We start from the raw sequence: 17,860 nt of genomic DNA, 5'->3' as shown, positions 1-17,860 counted from the left end.
CCTTGCGGGGGAGATGCCCGGCAGGGCAGAGGGGGGTGGGAAGGATCGCCGCGCTTCTCGCTTGCCGTCCAGCGACTTCGGTCCAACGGCCGAGCCGATCACAAAAACAATCGCAACTGCGCATGGATGATCGACCGATAGTCCTCGATCGTCCGCCGGCCTTCTTCCTTGTCCTGCGTCAGCACCAGCCGCACGACGCCGCCGGCCAGCTGGAAGATAAGAAAGACCACCCTCGAGAAAGCCTCGCGCTGCTCCGGCTCGATCAACGGCCCGACCTTCTCGCAGAACATTTCCGCTTGCCGCCTCGTCTCGGCGATGTCGAGATGCTGGAGCGCCTTGTCGGCCTGGATCGCATTCTGCAGGTCCTGGATCGCCGGGTCCGCTGCGACGCGTCGGTAATAGTCGTCGAGCAGGCGATCGGCGGCCGCGGTCACGTCGTCCAGCTTGCGGATCTCGGCGATGATCGCGCCGAAGCGCGCCCGGCTTTCCTCGGAAAAGCGCTCGTAGAGCATCGCCAGGATCGCCGACTTGCTGGGGAAGTAATGATAGACGGTGGCGATCGGCCCGCCGGCGAGCGCGCCGACTTCCTTCATCGTCACCGCGTCGATGCCTTTCTCGCCGATCAGCCGCATGGTCGTAGCAAGAATCGCATCGATGCGCTCGCGGCTTCGCTCCTGCTTGGGCCTGCGCCGCGGTTCCGTCGCCGTTCGCCTTGCTTGCGTCATGCGCCAAATCTCACACGGCCAAATCTCACACGGAACGTCCAAATTTCCGGTTGACATGAAACATGATCAAGTATCAGTTTTGCGAAATGCTGACAACTTGTCAGTTTTTGTCAGACTGCAAGAGAGGGTGCCTCGTGACCGTTATCGATGCTGGACATGCGGAAGGGGGCGACTGGCTGGTCGGCAATCCCACCGGCCTGCAGCTCGCCTCGGCGCTGTGGATCGGCTCGGTCGGCCTGCTCATCCTCGGCCTGCAGCCGGTGCTGCTCGGCGCGCTCTACACGGAACGCCACGTCACCGGCGACGAGCTGGCGCTGGTCGCCACCGCCGAGATGATCGCGATCGCCATCGGCTCGGGCGTAGTGGCAATGCTCTTGCCGGCGCGCAACATGCGCTGGAAGAGCGCCGTGCTCTTGGTCCTGCTGGCGCTCGCCAATTTCTGGACCGCCTGTGCCGCTAACCCCAACTCACTGATTGCCGCGCGCACCCTCGCAGGGCTTGCCGAGGGCGGGCTGGTCGCCGTCGCCACCGAGCTGATCGCCCGCTCGCGCCGGGCCGAGCGCATCGGCGGCTATTTCGTCACGCTGCAGACCCTGGCGCAATGCGCGCTGGCGCTGCTGCTCGCCCTCTATGCCGTGCCTGCAGCCGGCTCGGCCGGCGGATTCATCGCGCTTGGCGTGGTCTGCCTGCTGTCGCTGGTCGTCGCCTGCACCGTGGCGGATGACTATGCCGACCTGCCGAAGGACGAGCACTTTTCCAACGTGCTGACCGTGCCGGCGATCACGGCGCTGCTGTCGATCTTCTGCTACTTCATGTTCTTTGGCGCCGTCTGGGCCTTTCTCGAGCCGCTTGGCGTTCAGTTCGGCATCGACGGCCGCACCGTCAGCCTGATGGTCTCGGCAAGCCTCGCCGCGCAGGTGGTGGGCGCAATGACAGCGACCGTCCTCGAGGCGCGCATCGACTATCGCTTCGCCATCACCGTTATCGGCGCCGTCGCGACGATCAGCTCGGCGCTGCTCGCGTCCGGCCCGGGACTTTCGGTCTTCTGGGCGGTCGCGCTGGTGATGGGCTTCATCCTGCTCTTCATCGTGCCCTACCAGATCCGGCTGGCGATCACCGCCGACGAGACGCGCAACGCCGCGCTCCTGGTGCCGGCGGCGCAACTCTTCGGTCTCGCCATCGGCCCGATCGCCGCGTCGCAGCTCATCGACGGCGAGAACTTCCGCCCCGTGCCGGAATTCGCCGCGGCAAGCGCGCTGGCCAGCGTGGCGCTGCTCGGTGTCTTCATGATGGTTGCGCGGCGCCGCGTTCCAGCCTGAGCGGGAGGTGACGATGGCGAGCTCCTGGAGCAACTGGTCGGGCTTCGTGAAGGCGGTGCCGAAGCTGATCGCGACACCAGCCGACGCCGGCGAGCTGGCCGAGCTCGTGCGCTCGGCGCCCGATCCGTTGCGCGTCGCCGGCGCCGGCCATTCCTTCACGCCGCTGGTGCAGTCGGACGGCACCATTGTCTCGCTGGAGAAGATCGAAGGACTGGTCTCGCATGAGGCCGCAGCCAGTCGGGCGCGGGTGAGGGCAGGGACGCGGCTCGGGGCTCTGATGGATATCCTGCAAGGCATCGGCCAGGGCCTGCCCAACATGGGCGACATCGACCGCCAGGCGATCGGCGGCGCGCTGGGCACCGCCACGCACGGTTCCGGCACCACACTCGGCGCCTATCACACGCAGCTCGAGGCGGTGCAGTTCGTCGACGGGCAGGGCAAGCTGCGCGAATTCAGCCGCGCAGGCGACCGGGACATGATCCATGCCACCGGCGTCGCGCTCGGCGCGTTCGGCGTGCTGACCGAAGTGACGATGAACAACATCCCGACCTACCGGCTGCGCCGCCGCAAATGGGTGCTGCCGATCGGCGACATGCTGCGCGATTTCGAGACTATGATGGCCGCGCATCGCTCGGCCGAGTTCTACTACATCCCGTATTCCGGCTATGCACAATTCATCGCCAGTGACGTCAGCGCCGCCGCGTCAACGCCGCGGCCGACGCAGGATGATGAAGAGGGACTGGCGACGCTGCGCAAGCTGCGCACGACGCTGCGCTGGCTGCCGTCGCTGCGCCGCTTGCTGATCAAGGGCGCGGTCAAAAAAGTGCCGGCCGAGGACTATGTGCAGGACTGGCTCAACGTCTACGCCAGCGACCGCCGCACCAAATTCAACGAGATGGAGTACCACCTGCCTTACGAGGAAGGTCCGAAGGCGCTGGCCGAGATCATCGCGCTGACCGAAAAGCACTTTCCGGAAGTCTATTTTCCCATTGAGGTGCGTTCGGTGGCGCCGGACGAATTCTGGCTCTCGCCCTTCCACAAAAGGCTGACCTGCTCGATCGCCATCCACCACGATGCGGCGAACGATCCGCTGCCCTTCATGCGCGCGGCCGAGCCGATCTTCTTGAAACACGGCGGCAGGCCGCATTGGGGGAAGATGCACAGCCAGCAGGCGGCAGATTTCAAAAAACTTTATCCGCGCTGGGACGATGCGATGGCGGTGCGCCGCGACATCGATCCTCAAAACCGTTTCGTGTCGCCCTATATGGCCGGCCTGTTCGGCATCGAGCCCGGTCCTTTTGGCATCCAACAATGAGCGCCTATTTCGCCGGGCTGTCGAAGGCGCTAAAGGCGGCCGATATCTTCCGGCCCTGCCTGGTGCTCGACCGCGACCGGCTGGACGCCAACATCGCGCTGGTGAGAAAAAAGCTGGCGCCGCGCCTTGCCGTGCGGCTGGTCGACAAGTCGCTGCCTTGCCTGCCGCTGCTTTCGCATATTGCGAGTGCGCTCGGCGCCAATCGCTTTATGACCTTCCATCCGCCAATCACGCAGGCCGTGCTCGACGCCTTCCCTGAGGCCGACCTGCTTTACGGCAAGCCGATGCCGGTCGGCGCGGCGAGAGCCACGCTCACCAGGGGCGGCGCCGGCTGGGCGCGCGTCTGCTGGCTGATCGACACGGCCGAACGGCTGGCCGAATACGGCGCGCTTGCCGCCGAACTCCGCACCGAGCTGCGCGTCGCCTTCGAGGTCGATGTCGGGCTGCATCGCGGCGGCTTTGCCAATCCCGACGAGATCGCAGCGCTCTCAATCCCCAGGGGCCTGCATTGCGAAGGCATCATGGCCTACGAGGCGCATGCGCCGGAGATTCCGGGATTGTTCGGCGGCGCGGCCAAGGCGCTGAAACAGGCGTCGGCCAAGGCAGCGCAATTCGTTCCTGCCCTCGACCCGGACCAGCGCCGCATCCTCAACATCGGCGGCTCGAAGACGGCGCTGCTGCATGGCGCAGGCGTGGCCAACGAAGTCTCGATCGGCTCGGCCTTCGTGCTGCCGAGCGACTTCGACACGCCCGGCCTCGACGGCTTCCAGCCGGCGGCCTTCATCGCGACGCCGATCCTGAAGGCGGTCGATCCGGTGCTGCCCGGCCCAGCGGCGGTTTCCAGGACGCTGCAGGCGCTCGGCCTCTTTCCACGCAGAGGCTGCTATCTCTATGGCGGCAAGTGGATGGCCGATCCGGTGTTCCCCGAAGGCATGAAGCCAAATGGCCTGATCGGCTTCTCGTCCAACCAGCAGTTCATGGGGTTGCCTGCTGATGCTGCCGTGAAGCCCGGAGATTATGCCTTCCTGCGGCCGACGCAGAGCGAGGCGGTTCTGCAGCATTTCGGCTCCATCGCCGTGTTTTCTGGCGGGCGCGTCCTGGAGTTCTGGCCGGCGCTGCCGATGGGGTGAGGGCAGCTCAGCGCGGCCTTAGCGTCCGCGCATCCGCGACTTCGTCATCCTAGGGCGGAACGACGCGAAGCGGAGTGCAGACCCTAGGATCCTGCCATGCCGTTGCGTCTGCGCAAGAACGATACGGTGCAGAAGAAGGCCCCCAAGGTTCTGCATTATTGCGGCGCTTGTAGGTCACGGCATGGATTCTAGGGTCTGCGCGCGTCGCTTCGCTCCTTGCTCCGCCCTAGAATGACGAAGGAGAGAGATATCGATTCATTGACTCCGTCAACTAATTGATCGATCCTGTCCGGGACAGGAGGAGCCAATGACCATCCACGATCATTCCGGCAAGGAGCGCATCGATGCGGTGCGTGCCTTCAATCGTTTCTACACCCGCCAGATCGGCGTGCTCGATGAGGTCTGGCTGAAAAGCGCCTTCTCGCTGACCGAGGCGCGGGTGCTTTACGAGCTTGCCCACCACGACGGGCTCGCCGCCAGCGACCTTGTGCGCGACCTCGGCCTCGATCCCGGTTATGTCAGCCGGCTGCTGAAGAAGTTCGAGGAGCGCGGCCTGGTCGATCGCGCCGCCACCGAGGCCGATGCGCGGCGTTCCTCGATCGCGCTGACGCCGGCGGGAAGAGAGGCCTTCGCGCCGCTGAACAAAGACTCTCACGAACAGGTGCGCGCGCTGCTCGATCGTCTAGCGCCGGCCGACCAGGAACGGCTGGTCAAGGCCATGCGCACAGTGCAGGACCTGCTCGGCGACAAACCCGAACCGAAGGTGCCATATATCCTGCGGCCGCTGCGGGTCGGCGACATCGGCTGGATCACGCATCGCCAGGGCCTGCTCTACGCACAGAACTATGGCTGGGACGAAACCTACGAAGCGCTGGTTGCCGAGATCCTCGGCGAGTTCGTCAAGACTTTCAATCCGCAATGGGAGCGCGGCTGGATCGCCGAGCGCGAAGGCGAGGTGGTCGGCTCGGTCTTCGTCATGCGCAAGTCGGCCGAGGTGGCGAAGCTGCGCCTGCTCTATGTCGAGCCTTCCGCGCGTGGCCTCGGCATCGGGGCGCGGCTGGTCGACGAATGCATCGGCTTCTCACGTGCGAAGGGCTACAAGACGCTGACGCTCTGGACCAACGACATACTGGGCTCGGCCCGCCGCATCTACCAGGCGGCCGGCTTCAAGCTGGCCGAGGAAGAGCGCCATCATTCCTTCGGCAAGGATCTGGTGGGCCAGACCTGGAATCTGGAATTGTAGTGCCGATCAGCCCTTCACCGGCAACCAGATCTCCAGCCCGCCATTGCCGCTGCGCGGATCGAACTCCGGCCCGTAGCGCTCGAAATCCGGCGCGTCGGCGATCTCGTGGCCGGAGGCCGGCAGCCACTTGTTCCAGATCGTGTTGACGGTGCGGCGGATGGTCGAGATGTGCTCGCGATGCGAGAACACCGCGTATTTCTGCGCCGGCACGCGCACGCGGAAAAACTCCTTGGGCAGTTCCGAGAAATCGGCCACCTCGACCCCGGCGATGTAGTCGAAATTGCCGGCATCGTCGCCGTTGACGCAGACGCCGTAGGCAACGTCGCCGATCTCGCCGGGAATGTTGCCGATATAGGGACCGAAACGCTGCCACAGCATCGGAATGCCGGCGCTGGTCTCGCAGCTGTAGCGCTCGCCGAGACCGGCGATGAGGAAGGGGCGGCTGGTCTCGAAGCGCGGCGGCTCGAGCGTGGTGAGAAGCGAACTGGCCATGAGGATGGGCTCCACGAGGTCGAGGTTTTGGGTCGAGCCTTGCGCGCGCACCAGTTCCGGCGTGGTACCGAACTGGTCGCGGAAGGCTCGAGTGAAAGCCTCATGCGAGCCATAGCCGGCATCGAGCGCGACCGAGAGGATGTCGCGCGCGCCGCCGGCAAGCTTGCGCGCCGCTTCGCTGAGCCGCCGCGCCCGCATATAGCCCATGACCGACCGTCCCGTGGCCGCACCGAAGGCGCGTGTCACATGGAAGCGCGACACGCCGCTGCTTGCCGCGACATCGTCGAGCGAAATCGCATCCGGCAGATGGCTTTCGACAAACCACAGCGCTTTCTCGGTCGGGTTCATGGCTCCTCGCATTTGGCGCGGCGACGCTAGCCGCTGCGCCGACGGCCAGTTTGATCGAAATTGCACACTGGACAATAATGGTAACGCGCATGCCGGGTTGAGTGGAGCGACCGGGCGCGGTAAAGCAGCCGGTCATGGACCCCTGTCGCCTCCATGACGACGAAGTCCCGACCGGGTTGAAGGCCCGCCACATAGGCGGCGATCGCATCGGCCTGGTTGTCGATGCGCCGGTAATGGCCGCTTGCCTCATCAAAAAAATCGAGCCACTGCTTGGAGATGTCGCAGCCGACGAAATTCTGCACTATCATGTCCATGCCTCTTCCTGTGGTTCGGGGTCTGCTTGGAACAGCCCCGTGCAACTGTTCAGGTTGATGGTTCACCGGTGGGAAGGGACCGAGCCATGCCACGGCCTGTCCGAGAGGACGACCAGGATCCCCTCGGCCTCCTTCCCACTTCAACCATACACCGGAACCAACACACAGGATCCCAGGGTCTGCGCCGCGTCGCTTCGCTCCTGCTTCGCCCTGGGATGACGAAGTTCGGGAGGCTTCGGTCAATCTCGGCTGGTGGTGCAGTGCAGCGCTTTGCGTAAGAACGTGAGCTCGCGCCGCAACTCTTTCGTCCTGGCGATGGCGCTTGGCGCGATCCTGCTGGACGCTCTCGCGCTTTCGTCGATCGCCTATGGCTCGACGCTGATACCTCTGCACGAGGTCGTCGGCGCGCTGGCGCATGCGGCCGGCTTGGGCGGTCCGGCCGTGCCCGGCCCGGTCGGCAGCATCGTCGTCGACCTCAGACTGCCGCGCACGCTGCTTGCGATCGCCGTCGGCGCCGGCCTCGGTGTCGTCGGCGCGCTGCTGCAGACGGTCACCCGCAACGATCTCGCCGATCCGTTCCTGTTCGGCCTCTCTTCCGGTGCGGCAGCCGGCGCGGTCTCCGTCATCACCGTCTTCGGCGACAGCTTCGGCATCTGGACCTTGCCGGTTGCCGCTTTCACCGGCGGGGTACTGGCAGCGGCGATCGTGCTCCTGCTCGTCTCGCGGGTGAGGGGACAGGGGCCTGAGCGGCTGATCCTTGCCGGCCTCGCCGTCTCCTTCATGTTCACCGCTTTAACCAACTATCTTGTCTTCGCCGGCGACCAGCGCGCCGCCCATTCGGTGCTGTTCTGGACCATGGGCGGGCTCGGTCTCGCCCGCTGGGACAATATCGGCCTGGCGGCGCTGGGCGCCGGCATCATCCTCGCTTACGGACTCTGGCGCCACCGCCAGTTCGATGCCTTCCTCGCCGGCGAAAGTGCCGCCGAGAGCCTCGGCGTGCCGGTGGCGCGCATGCGCCGCACGACCTTCCTCATCGCCGCTTTGGCGACCGCAATCCTCGTCGCGGTGGCCGGCGTCATCGGCTTCGTCGGACTGATGATCCCGCATCTCGGCCGGCCGCTGGCCGGTCCGCTGCACCGGCCCCTGATAGCGATCTGCGCGCTGTTCGGCGCGATCCTGCTGCTGGCCAGCGATCTCCTCGCCCGCACTCTGCTGCCGCCGCAAGAACTGCCGATCGGCATCATCACCAGCTCGCTCGGCGCCTTCTTCGTCGTGACGCTCCTGTTGCGGAAGCGCATTTAGCCGGCGGGCGCTCACACAGTCCAGAAATAGCGCACGATGTGGAAGAAGATCGGCGCGGCGAAGACCAGGCTGTCGGTGCGGTCGAGCATGCCGCCATGGCCCTCGATCAGGTGGCCCCAGTCCTTGACGCCCTGGTCGCGCTTGATCGCCGAGGCGACGAGCCCGCCGAGGAAGCCCATCGTGCAGGCGACGAAGGCGACGGCCGAAGCCTGCAGCGGTGAGAACGGCGTGATAAAGGACAGCAGCGTGCCGAGAAGGCTTGACGCGACCAGTCCGCCGATCAAGCCCTCCCAGGTCTTCGACGGCGAGACGGTCGGCGAGAAGCGGTGCTTCCCGAACAGCTTGCCGAAGATGTACTGCAGCACGTCGCTGCCCTGCACGACGATGATCAGGAAGGCGACGAGGAGCAGATTGCGGCCTTCGAAGCCCGGCACGTTGAGCGTCAGCAGGGCCGGGACGTGGCTGACGCAGTAGACCGAGATCATGATCGCCCATTGCTGCGCCGACACGCGCTCCAGGAAGCGCTCGGTATCGCCGTGCAGCGCCGTGATCGCCGGCATCAGCAGGAAGCAGTAGACCGGGATGAAGATGACGAAGAGGCCGTACCAGGCCGTCCACACCAGCCAGTACTGGAACGGAATGACGATGCCGAACATGCCGAGCAGCACCCAATGATCGCTGCGGCGGCTGTGCGTCAGCGTCACGAATTCGCGCAGCGCCGCGAACGAGATCAGCGCGAACAGGATGGTCATGCCGTAGCGGCCGAAGAAGAAGGCGACCGCCATCAGCGCCACCATCACCCACCAGGCGTTGATGCGCTGAGTGAGATTGACGAGCGTCGCGCTGAGCGGTTTCGGCGCCCTTGCCGACAGGAGGGCGGCGGTGGCGCTGGCGGTGCTCAGCACCACGAAAAGGCCGATGATCAAGATGCTGATTTCGTGGCGCATCAATCGTCTCGATCGGGGCGCGGATTGAGCGCCAGAAGTTCGGACCGGGCGCGCTCGAGGAAGGCGCGGCGTTCCTCGCCCGGCGCCACCGCCACCGGCGCGCCGAAGACGACGCGGCACAGCAGCGGCACCGGCAGGAACTGGCCCTTGGGCAGCACGCGCGACATGTTCTCGATCCAGCACGGGATCAATTCGACATCGGGCCGCGCCATAGACAGGTTGTAGAGCCCGGAGCGGAAGGGCAGGAGCTCGTCGCTCATGTTGCGCGTGCCTTCCGGGAAGATGATCAGCGAATGGCCCTGGTCGAGGACCGAGAGCATGACGGAGATCGGGTTCTCTTCCGGGCTCGTCCATTGCCGGCTGATCAGCACGGAGGAGAGCATGTCCTCGGCGATGAAGCGGCGCAGCTTCGACTTTCCCCAATATTCGGCGGCGGCCACCGCATGCGTGATGGCGCGCTCCTTCTCGCTGAGACAAGCCGACAGCAGGATGAAGTCGCCATGGCTGGTGTGGTTGGCGAAATAGATGCGCTGCCGGTCTGACGGCTGGCTACCGCTCCAGATCGGGCGCACGCCGGTCACGGCCCAGGCGAGCGCCGACAGGCCGACGGAGGTCGCCGTCTGCAGCAGCGTGAAGGTTCTGAGCGACAGCTTGTTCATCTGGGCATCCAGAAACCGGCTGTGAGAAACGCGATGACGAAGATCGCGAAGGTGATGCGTTGCCTTGCAAGCAGGCGGCGCGTTCCGGCCACGCGATCGTCGAGCGGGCGTGGAGAGGATGGGGCAGGCCTCAGGCGCATGCGCGCAAGAAGGTCGTCCACCGCGCCGCATCCCGAACGCTCATTGTCATGGCTCGCCATCAGTCGGAACAGCAGCACGTCGAGGGCGAGAAGCGCCGAAATCCCAAGCACGACGACCGCACTTGCCGCCGCGACCAACAGCGCCAGCACCGCGATCGGCGCGTGGAGCGCGCCGCGCGCCGAGGCGACCAAAGGCGCAAAGCCGTCGCAGGCGAGCACGATAACGGCAGGCCACGCGGCCTGCTTGATCAGCATGGCGGCAAATCGGCCGGTCCGTTGCTGATAGGCTTCGTCCGTCATGCCGGCTCGTCCAGTCCGACCTGGAGATGCACCGGCCGGCCGGAGGCGGCGAGCTGCTTGCGCGCCTGCGCCGGCGTATGCGAGCGGCCCGTTGCGACCAGCCATTCGGCGACGACGGTGGCGCTGCGCTGGAAACCGAGCGCGCAGCAGACCAGTACCGTGCCATGCCGACGCGCCGGCTCGATCGCCGCCACGGCTTTGTCGAGCGTGTCGGCCGGTGGCGGCACGAGATCGAGCATGCCGAAACTTTCCCATCGGGTGGCTGTCTCGCGCGGCCGCTTCAACTCGGCGGCGAGATCGATCACCGTGCCGAAGCCGTCGGCTTCCGAAGCGGCAGGAAAACGCCCGAGGAAGACGCCGTCGGTGACCGCCACGACCGGCGGCAGCTTGCGCGTCCACGCCCAGACATTGACCCTGGCGACCAGCCGGTAGGGCCAAAGCAGGATCCGGCTTGCCAGCGACACGCGGCCGTCCGTCGTCTTCTGGAACACTTTCGCGCCGGCCCCGGCATAGGCGAACGCGACGATGGCCAGCGCCAGCGAAGGCCATAGAAGCAAAAAGGCAAGGGCGGAGAAGAAGGCGCCGATCGCGGCGCCCGTTAGCGCCAGAGCGGCGCACAACGCGTAGTATAGCGAAAGCCGCCGTGCCTTGCCGTCGGTGGTCAGTCGGAAATCGGCAAAGGGCAACTCGCCTTGGGCCGGAAAGAGCCACAGCGCGAAGAAGCCGAGCAGCGCGCCGGTCGGGATGTCGATGAAATGGTGCTGCCAGGTCGTCAGCACCGAGGCGCCGATCAGGAAGCACCAGCCGTGCCAGAGCGTTGAAAGTGGGCTTCCAAGGCGCTGGCGCCAGTGATCCCAGATGATCACCAGGAGCGCGATGTGCAGCGACGGCGCCTGGTTGAACGGCTTGTCGAAGCCGCCGAGCACCGCAAACAGGAAACCCGGCAGGCCGCTCGTTGCCGGCCGCGTAAAAGTGGCCGTCAGTGGAAACAGGATGAAGCACGTGACCGCGACGACCTGAGCGGTGAGGTAGCGGCCGGCCAGCCGGTCGACGCCCTGCCGGCTGTTGTTGAGCAGGAGCGACAGTCCATAGAACAGGTTGATCGACCAGTAGGGCACGATGGTCCAGGCGACGAACGGAACATGGCGTTCCCAGGAGAACACGATGCTGCCGACATGGTCGCGCGTCGAGGCCAGCCAGTTGGCGAAGCCGTAGGTCGAATAGAAGAACGGCGCGAGCAAGGCGAGCCAAAGTGCGGCTCGGAGCACGATCCGGCCATAGGGTTCGGCTGGGTCGTCTGAAGGCGGCGGGGGCTCGGCACCAGTCGGCATGCGTCGGTGGTCCTAGAGCCGCCTTGCCAGCGAGACGGTGAAGATGCCCCACTGGTCGATGCGCTGTTCGAGCTTTTCAAAGCCGGCTGCCTCGACCAACTGGTCCATCTCGCCTTGCGTGCGCCTCCGCATTATCCAGGCCTGGCCGCCGCGATGCGAGGTCAGGCTGCGCGCGATCATCTCGAGCTGCGGGTGCCAGGGCTGGTTGCTGTAGATCAGCAGGCTGCCGGGCTGCATGGCGCGGGCAAGGCCGCCAAGCGAGCGCGAAATCAGCGCATTGTCGGAGAAGAGCTCGTAGAGCCCGGAGACGATTGCGAGATCCGGCGCCGGATCGAGCGCGGCGAGCCCATCGCCGTCGAAGGCGTCGGCGCGCTGGAACGACACGCTCGCCGGGAATTGGCGTTCGGCGATCAACTTGCGTCCGAGCTCGACATTGAGCTCGGAATAGTCCCGCAGGCGCACGCTGGTCGGATGCTCCGGGCTTTTGGCGATCGCATCGAGAACATAGCGGCCGTGGCCGGCCGCAATGTCCAGGATGTTGGTGGCCCGTCCCGCGGCCTTCAGCGTTGCCAGCGCCGAGCCGATCAGCTCTTCGAGGTTGGCCTTGCGCTGGCGGATGCCGCGCCAGCCGATGGCGTTGAGGAATGTGCGGTCGACCATGCGGCCGATCGGCCCGAGACCGCGCGGCTCGTTCTCATAGACATAGTCCAGCGTCGAACCGGAATCGAAACCGGTGCCGACCCCGATCTTCATGCCTTGCGAGAACCAGCTGCCGATGCGGATGAAGGCGCGGCTCATGGCCCAGTAGAGGCCCTTGGGCGACAGGAGATCGAGCGGCGAGGCGAGGCGGTCGGCTTCGTCGCGCGCGTAACCGGCAATATCCGCCTGCTTGAGGTCGACAGCTTCCGCCGGCGCCGCGAACCGCGCTTCGAGGAACGGCCGGATCAGGTCGAGAGCCTCGGCGCGGTCGCGCTCGCCCAGCGTGTCGTGGAAGAAGCCAGACAGAACATGCCGCTCCTTGATGCGGCTGCCGAGATTGACGAAGAACTCGTGCTGCGGCGCGTGCCGCACCACCCAGTCGCTGCCCGACAGAAGAAGCTGCGTCGGCACGGTGATGGCGCGCGCATCGGAAACGATGCGCGCCGCATGCTGGTAGAGCTCGACGAGGATGTTCGACGCGATCGGCCTTGTGATCAGCGGATCGTTTTCGAAGGAGGCGATGCGCCCCGGGTCATGGGTGAGGAGGCTCGCCTTGACGTAGGAATTGACGAAGAAGCGCCCCTTGATCTTCTGCCACAGCGCGATGCCTTTCTTGGCGAATGGCACGTAGAGCTTGACCGAGAAGGCGGGCGAGGCAAGCACCATGGCGCGCAGTTTCGGCGCATAGTCATGCACCCACGCGGCCGCAAGCACCGCGCCGAAGGACTGCGCGATCAGCGCAATATCCTGCGTGTCAAAGCCGTCCTTGGCGGCGATCTCGCCCATGAAACAGTCGATATCGCGCACCAGCGCGGCGAAAGACGGCGCATAGCCGCGCTCGCCCGCGGAGCGGCCGTTGCCGCGCGCGTCCCAGGCATAGAAGGCGTAATCGGGCATGCGCAGTTCGTCGACCAGATGCGCCATGCGGCCGCCATGCTCATGGCCGCGATGGAAGAGCAAGATCGCGCCCTTGGCCTCGGCGGACAGCGCCGGCCAGAAACGGTAGAAGATCTCCGTGCCGTCATGGCTGCGGAACGTGCGTTCCTGCGCCTGCCGCGCAAGGCTTTGCGCCGGCGCGGCGGCGACCTGTTCGTGAAGCATGGTGTTTCCCTCGAGCGGCATGGCAAGTCTCGATGCTCAGCCGGCGCTGTCAGTAAGACCGGCGCGTATCCGGTTTATGGCGGTCAGCAGCGAAAGCGTAGCCATGGCCGGAAACACAAACGGCGCGATTGCCGCCGGCCAAAGCCCGGCGGCAGTGAGGACGGCGACCGCGCCGAGCGCCAGCGCCCTGTCGCTTTTGCCGAACGGCCCGGCATAGTTTCGCCCGATCCCGGCGGCGATGCCGAGCACGCCGGCGAACTCGGAGAGCGCCGCGGCGATGGCAAAGGCCACGACGCCCCAGGCGCCGAATTGCGCAAACGCGGCAAAGGGCAGGATCAGCGCGAGGTCGGAGACGACATCGCAGATTTCGTTGAGGTACATGCCGAGCGTCGAGGCCTGCCCATGCTCGCGCGCCAGCATGCCGTCGATGGCGTTGAGCGCCATGCGCAGGAAAAGCACGACGGGAATGAGGAAGAGTGGCGCACGCCAACCGGGCAAGGCCGCGATTGGCGTTCCGGCCGCCACGGAGAGGAGGGCTGCCAGGACGGTGACACCATTGGCCGTCACGCCCATGGCTGCCAGCTTGCCGACCAGCGGCCGCAGCCTGTCCTGGAAAGCCGGCTTCAGCGCATAGAGCGTCGGCATTGCGTTGATCCCCCGATCCACAGCAACAGCTGTATCATGAACATGCCGAACGACGCCAGCGCATGGCGAAAACACAGTGAATTTTCAGTCGCTTGACGCCTGGCTATGAAGGCATCGCCTCAAGCCGTCGCCGCAGCCTGATCAGGTGTCGCATCGGCTTGCGCTCGATGCGTCGGCGTCGATCGGCGTGACGCTGCCGCCATGAGGCTCGTCTTCAGCGGCTGATAACCATGAACGCATCGCATCGCTGTCATGCGATTTTCCGGCATCTGGAACAACGCATTTCGCTTGAATGGTAAGCACGCTTATTATATATGCGGCTCATGGTTTCGGACGGCATGGACAGATTGGGATTTTTGATCCACGACGTGCAGCGCCTGATGCGCAAGCGCTTCGAGGCGCGCGCCGGCGGGCTCGGCCTGTCGTCGGCGCAATGGCGGCTTCTGGTCCGCGTCGCCAAGGAGGCGGGCGTGGCCCAGGCCCGGCTCGCCGAGCTCCTCGAGATCGAGCCGATCAGCGTCTCGCGCCTGGTCGACAGGATGGAGGAGGGCGGCTGGATCGAGCGCCGTCCCGATGCGACCGACCGCCGCGTGCGCATGATCTTCCCGACCGAGAAGGCGAACGCTGCCTATGCGGAGGTCAAAAGCCTCGCCGGCGAGGTTTATGAGGAATCGCTTGCCGGCGTGTCGCCGGAGGATCGCCGCGTCCTGATCCGGACGCTGGACACGATCGTGCAGAATTTGACGGACGGCGAAGCGTCGTCCCTGGAAAAGATGAAGAATGCGGAAGGCGCAGCAGCATGAACGCGGCAGCCAAGATAGAAGACAACGTCACCAAGCTTGAAATGGAAGCCCCGGCGCAGCCGGTACCTGCTCCGGTTTCCGTGGCGCCCGTGCCGCAACCGGCGCCGGCGCCGAAGAAGAAGCGCCGCACCGGCCGCTTCCTGCTGATGATCGCCCTGCCGCTGGCCCTGCTCGCCGGAGGCGCCTATGTCTGGGTGACGGGCGGGCGCTATCAGGAGACCGAGAACGCCAACCTGCAGCAAGCCAGGATTTCGGTCGCCTCCGATACGGCCGGCCGCATCGTCCAGGTCGGCATCGCCGACAACCAGACGGTCAGGCAGGGCGATCTTCTCTTCGTGATCGACCCCGAGCCCTACCGCATCGCTCTTGCACAGGCCGACGCTGCGGTCGCTGCCGCGCGCCTCAATGTCGAGCAGCTGCGCGCCGCCTACAGCCAGGCGATGGCGCAGGAAAAGTCGGCCAGAAGCGAGGTCGATTATGCGCAGTCGCAATATGACCGCGCCGCCGATCTCGCCCAGAAGGGCATCAACGCCAAGTCGTCGCTGGACGAGGCCCGCAACGACCTCGACAAGGCCAAGCAGCAGCTTGCGGTCGCGCAGCAGGGCATCCTCAGCGCCAAGGCTGCCCTTGGCGGCAACCCGGATATCGAGACCGACAAGCATCCGACCGTGATGTCGGCGCTCGCCGCGCGCGACAAGGCGGCTTACGACCTCGCGCAGACCACGGTAAAGGCGCCGGCCGACGGCATCGTCTACCAGGCCTCGTCCTTCAAGGTCGGCCAGTATGTCGGCGTCGGCACGCCGCTGTTCGCGCTGGTCGAGACCGGCGACACCTGGATCGACGCCAATTTCAAGGAGACCCAGCTCACCCATATGAAGCCGGGCCAGAAGGCCGAGATCGTCGTCGACACCTATCCGGGCAGGACCTTCGAGGCGACCGTCAAGGCGATCGGCGCCGGCACGGGCGCCGAGTTCTCGCTGCTGCCCGCCCAGAACGCCACCGGCAACTGGGTCAAGGTCACCCAGCGCATCCCCGTGCGCCTCGAGCTGACCGACGCGGACGCCAAGATGGCGCTGCGCACCGGCATGAGCGCGACGGTCACCGTCGACACCGGCGTGGCGCGTGGCCTGCCGTCGATCTTCGGTCACGCCACGGCCGGCGAGCACGCTGAGTAAGTGCAGGGGATTGGCCTGACGGGGAGGAGTGGCAAAGCCGAGCGTTTGAGACAAGCCGCGTCGCGGCCAGATCCAAGCTGAAGCTTTCGACACGGACCCGTCGGTCCTCAGGTTTCCGGGCGGCATTCATCCGCCCCCATAGAGACTTTCGGTCGATGTAACCCCCACATCGATAGTCGCGTCCCACCGCGATGAAGGCCTCCCGACGGAAGGCTTTGCCGCCCGGAAACCCGACGTACATTTTGTTGCCTGCTGGAAGTTCCGCACCATGAGCACGCCAGAACCCTTCAAGGAAGTGCCGCATCGCGGCCTGATCACGGTCGCCCTCATGCTGGCGACGATCATGCAGGCGCTCGACACCACGATCGCCAATGTCGCGCTGCCCACCATGACGGGCGACCTCGGCGCCTCGCCTGACAACATCAACTGGGTGCTGACCTCCTACATCGTGGCCGCCGCGATCATGACGCCGGTCACAGGCTGGCTTGCCGACCGCCTCGGCCGCAAGGAGCTGTTCCTCGCTTCCGTCGTCGGCTTCACCATCTTCTCCATGCTCTGCGGCCTCGCCTGGAGCCTCGAGACGATTGTGCTGTTCCGGCTGCTGCAGGGCGTGTTCGGCGCCGCGATCGTGCCGCTGTCGCAGACCTTCCTGCTCGACATCAACCCCAAGGAGCGCCACGGCCAGGCGATGGCCATCTGGGGCGCCGGCATCATGCTGGGGCCGATCCTGGGCCCGACGCTCGGCGGCTGGCTGACCGAGAACTTCAACTGGCGCTGGGTGTTCTTCATCAACCTGCCGGTCGGCATCCTCGCCTTCCTCGGCATGGCCGCCTATCTGCCTGTCGTCGCCAAGCGCGTGCGCAGCTTCGATTTCTTCGGCTTCGCCATGATCTCGCTCGGCGTCGGCGCGCTGCAGCTTCTGCTCGACCGCGGCGGCGAGGTCGACTGGTTCTCCTCGACCGAGATCTGGATCGAGCTTGGCCTGTCGATCACCGGCTTCTGGGTGTTCATCATCCACACGGTGACGTCCGAGCACCCATTCATCGATCCAAAAATCTTCCTCGACCGCAATTTCGTGACCGGGCTGGGCTTCATCTTCGTCATGGGCGTGCTGATCCTGGCCTCGATGTCGCTGCTGCCGCCGATGCTTGCCAATATCTTCGGCTACCCGACCGTCACCATCGGCGTGGTGCTGGGGCCGCGCGGCGTCGGCACGATGATCTCGATGCTGTTCGTCGGCCGCATCATGCACAGGATCGATGCCAGGATCCTCGTCGCCGTCGGCTTCCTGCTCACCGCGCAGTCGCTCTACACCATGGCGAGCTTCACGCCGCAGATGGACAACTGGCTCATCCTGACCTCCGGCGTCATCCAGGGCCTCGGCATGGGCATGGTGTTCGTGCCGCTGTCGACGGTTGCCTTCGCCACGCTCGACGCGCGCTACCGCACCGACGCCACCTCGCTGTTCAGCCTGGTGCGCAATCTCGGCTCGTCGATCGGGGTGTCGGTGGTCGCGGCGCTGATGGTGCGCAACACCCAGGTCAACCATGGCGAGTTGTCCGCCTTCATCAATCCGTACAACCCCAATCTGTGGGCAGCCTCGCCGGCGGCCGCTGCCGGCGATCCCGTCGCGCTTTCGCAGGTCGACAGGCTGGTGAACGTCCAGTCGATGATGATCTCCTACGTCAACGACTTCAAAATCCTGATGGTGATGACGCTGCTTGCCGTTCCGTTCGTGATCCTGCTGCGCAAGCCGAAGGCCGCACCCGCGGGTGGCGCGCCCGCCGCGCATATGGACTGATTTTCATTGCGCTGCCTCTGCGACGCTTGAGATTGGCGAGGATGGCCGACTGCGTAATCTCACCCCCTTGA

General features: G+C 65.6%; 17 protein-coding genes. 8 read left to right on the top strand and 9 right to left on the bottom strand.

Features of this window, described 5'->3' with window-relative positions; translation table 11 throughout:
• Positions 1 to 98: 98 nt before the first annotated feature.
• The gene (locus EH240_RS35310; protein WP_125006975.1) at positions 99 to 725 is read right to left on the bottom strand and encodes a TetR/AcrR family transcriptional regulator; all 627 of its coding nucleotides are present in this window, start codon (positions 723 to 725) and stop codon (positions 99 to 101) included.
• Positions 726 to 859: 134 nt separating this feature from the next.
• Between EH240_RS35310 and EH240_RS35305 the strand changes: the two genes are divergently transcribed.
• The 4 genes from EH240_RS35305 to EH240_RS35290 all read left to right on the top strand — a co-directional run bounded on the left by EH240_RS35305 (position 860) and on the right by EH240_RS35290 (position 5,732).
• Positions 860 to 2,044 carry an MFS transporter gene (locus tag EH240_RS35305; RefSeq protein ID WP_125006974.1) on the top strand — a complete coding sequence of 395 codons (1,185 nt, stop codon included), beginning with the start codon at positions 860 to 862 and terminating at the stop codon, positions 2,042 to 2,044.
• Positions 2,045 to 2,057: 13 nt separating this feature from the next.
• Positions 2,058 to 3,359, top strand: a complete 1,302-nt coding sequence (locus EH240_RS35300; RefSeq protein WP_125006973.1) for a D-arabinono-1,4-lactone oxidase — start codon at positions 2,058 to 2,060, stop codon at positions 3,357 to 3,359.
• On the top strand, positions 3,356 to 4,489 hold the full coding sequence (locus EH240_RS35295) for an alanine racemase (protein ID WP_125006972.1): 1,134 nt from the start codon (positions 3,356 to 3,358) through the stop codon (positions 4,487 to 4,489). Before EH240_RS35300 ends, EH240_RS35295 begins: the two co-directional genes overlap by 4 nt.
• Positions 4,490 to 4,796: 307 nt before the next feature.
• Positions 4,797 to 5,732, top strand: a complete 936-nt coding sequence (locus EH240_RS35290; RefSeq protein ID WP_125006971.1) for a bifunctional helix-turn-helix transcriptional regulator/GNAT family N-acetyltransferase — start codon at positions 4,797 to 4,799, stop codon at positions 5,730 to 5,732.
• A gap of 6 nt (positions 5,733 to 5,738) precedes the next feature.
• Here EH240_RS35290 and EH240_RS35285 read toward each other — a convergent pair whose 3' ends face one another.
• On the bottom strand, positions 5,739 to 6,572 hold the full coding sequence (locus EH240_RS35285) for an AraC family transcriptional regulator (protein ID WP_125006970.1): 834 nt from the start codon (positions 6,570 to 6,572) through the stop codon (positions 5,739 to 5,741).
• A gap of 26 nt (positions 6,573 to 6,598) precedes the next feature.
• Entirely contained in the window at positions 6,599 to 6,886 is a 288-nt protein-coding gene (locus tag EH240_RS35280; RefSeq protein WP_125006969.1) for a hypothetical protein, read from the bottom strand.
• A 315-nt stretch (positions 6,887 to 7,201) separates the two neighbouring features.
• Between EH240_RS35280 and EH240_RS35275 the strand changes: the two genes are divergently transcribed.
• Entirely contained in the window at positions 7,202 to 8,188 is a 987-nt protein-coding gene (locus tag EH240_RS35275) for a FecCD family ABC transporter permease (protein ID WP_125006977.1), read from the top strand.
• Between the two features lie 11 nt (positions 8,189 to 8,199).
• Here the strand turns inward: EH240_RS35275 and EH240_RS35270 are convergent, their stop codons facing one another.
• From EH240_RS35270 to EH240_RS35245, 6 genes are read right to left on the bottom strand one after another with little or no spacing between them, the layout of a single operon-like run.
• Positions 8,200 to 9,135, bottom strand: a complete 936-nt coding sequence (locus tag EH240_RS35270) for a phosphatidate cytidylyltransferase (protein WP_125006968.1) — start codon at positions 9,133 to 9,135, stop codon at positions 8,200 to 8,202.
• Positions 9,135 to 9,794, bottom strand: coding sequence for a lysophospholipid acyltransferase family protein (locus EH240_RS35265; RefSeq protein ID WP_125006967.1), 660 nt, complete (start codon positions 9,792 to 9,794; stop codon positions 9,135 to 9,137). The genes EH240_RS35270 and EH240_RS35265 overlap by 1 nt, the downstream gene beginning before the upstream one ends.
• Positions 9,791 to 10,234 carry a hypothetical protein gene (locus tag EH240_RS35260; protein WP_125006966.1) on the bottom strand — a complete coding sequence of 148 codons (444 nt, stop codon included), beginning with the start codon at positions 10,232 to 10,234 and terminating at the stop codon, positions 9,791 to 9,793. Before EH240_RS35260 ends, EH240_RS35265 begins: the two co-directional genes overlap by 4 nt.
• Positions 10,231 to 11,565: a phosphatase PAP2/dual specificity phosphatase family protein gene (locus EH240_RS35255; protein ID WP_125006965.1), complete on the bottom strand. Its 1,335-nt coding sequence runs from the start codon at positions 11,563 to 11,565 to the stop codon at positions 10,231 to 10,233. Before EH240_RS35255 ends, EH240_RS35260 begins: the two co-directional genes overlap by 4 nt.
• 12 nt (positions 11,566 to 11,577) lie before the next feature.
• Entirely contained in the window at positions 11,578 to 13,365 is a 1,788-nt protein-coding gene (locus EH240_RS35250; protein WP_167484305.1) for a bifunctional alpha/beta hydrolase/class I SAM-dependent methyltransferase, read from the bottom strand.
• Between the two features lie 36 nt (positions 13,366 to 13,401).
• Entirely contained in the window at positions 13,402 to 14,010 is a 609-nt protein-coding gene (locus EH240_RS35245) for a CDP-alcohol phosphatidyltransferase family protein (RefSeq protein ID WP_125006963.1), read from the bottom strand.
• 323 nt (positions 14,011 to 14,333) lie between these two features.
• Here EH240_RS35245 and EH240_RS35240 point away from each other — a divergent pair, with 323 nt between their 5' ends.
• The 3 genes from EH240_RS35240 to EH240_RS35230 all read left to right on the top strand — a co-directional run bounded on the left by EH240_RS35240 (position 14,334) and on the right by EH240_RS35230 (position 17,789).
• Positions 14,334 to 14,813 (top strand): MarR family winged helix-turn-helix transcriptional regulator, encoded by a 480-nt coding sequence (locus tag EH240_RS35240; protein ID WP_125006976.1) that lies wholly within the window; start codon positions 14,334 to 14,336, stop codon positions 14,811 to 14,813.
• Positions 14,810 to 15,988, top strand: coding sequence for an HlyD family secretion protein (locus EH240_RS35235; protein ID WP_125006962.1), 1,179 nt, complete (start codon positions 14,810 to 14,812; stop codon positions 15,986 to 15,988). Before EH240_RS35240 ends, EH240_RS35235 begins: the two co-directional genes overlap by 4 nt.
• Before the next feature lie 268 nt (positions 15,989 to 16,256).
• Positions 16,257 to 17,789: a DHA2 family efflux MFS transporter permease subunit gene (locus tag EH240_RS35230; protein ID WP_125006961.1), complete on the top strand. Its 1,533-nt coding sequence runs from the start codon at positions 16,257 to 16,259 to the stop codon at positions 17,787 to 17,789.
• The last annotated feature ends 71 nt before the right edge of the window (positions 17,790 to 17,860 follow it).

This window comes from Mesorhizobium tamadayense, assembly GCF_003863365.1.
Taxonomy (GTDB): Bacteria; Pseudomonadota; Alphaproteobacteria; order Rhizobiales; family Rhizobiaceae; genus Mesorhizobium; species Mesorhizobium tamadayense.
The sequence above is the reverse complement of the archived record's forward strand: the minus strand, read 5'-3'. Positions and strand labels throughout refer to the sequence as shown.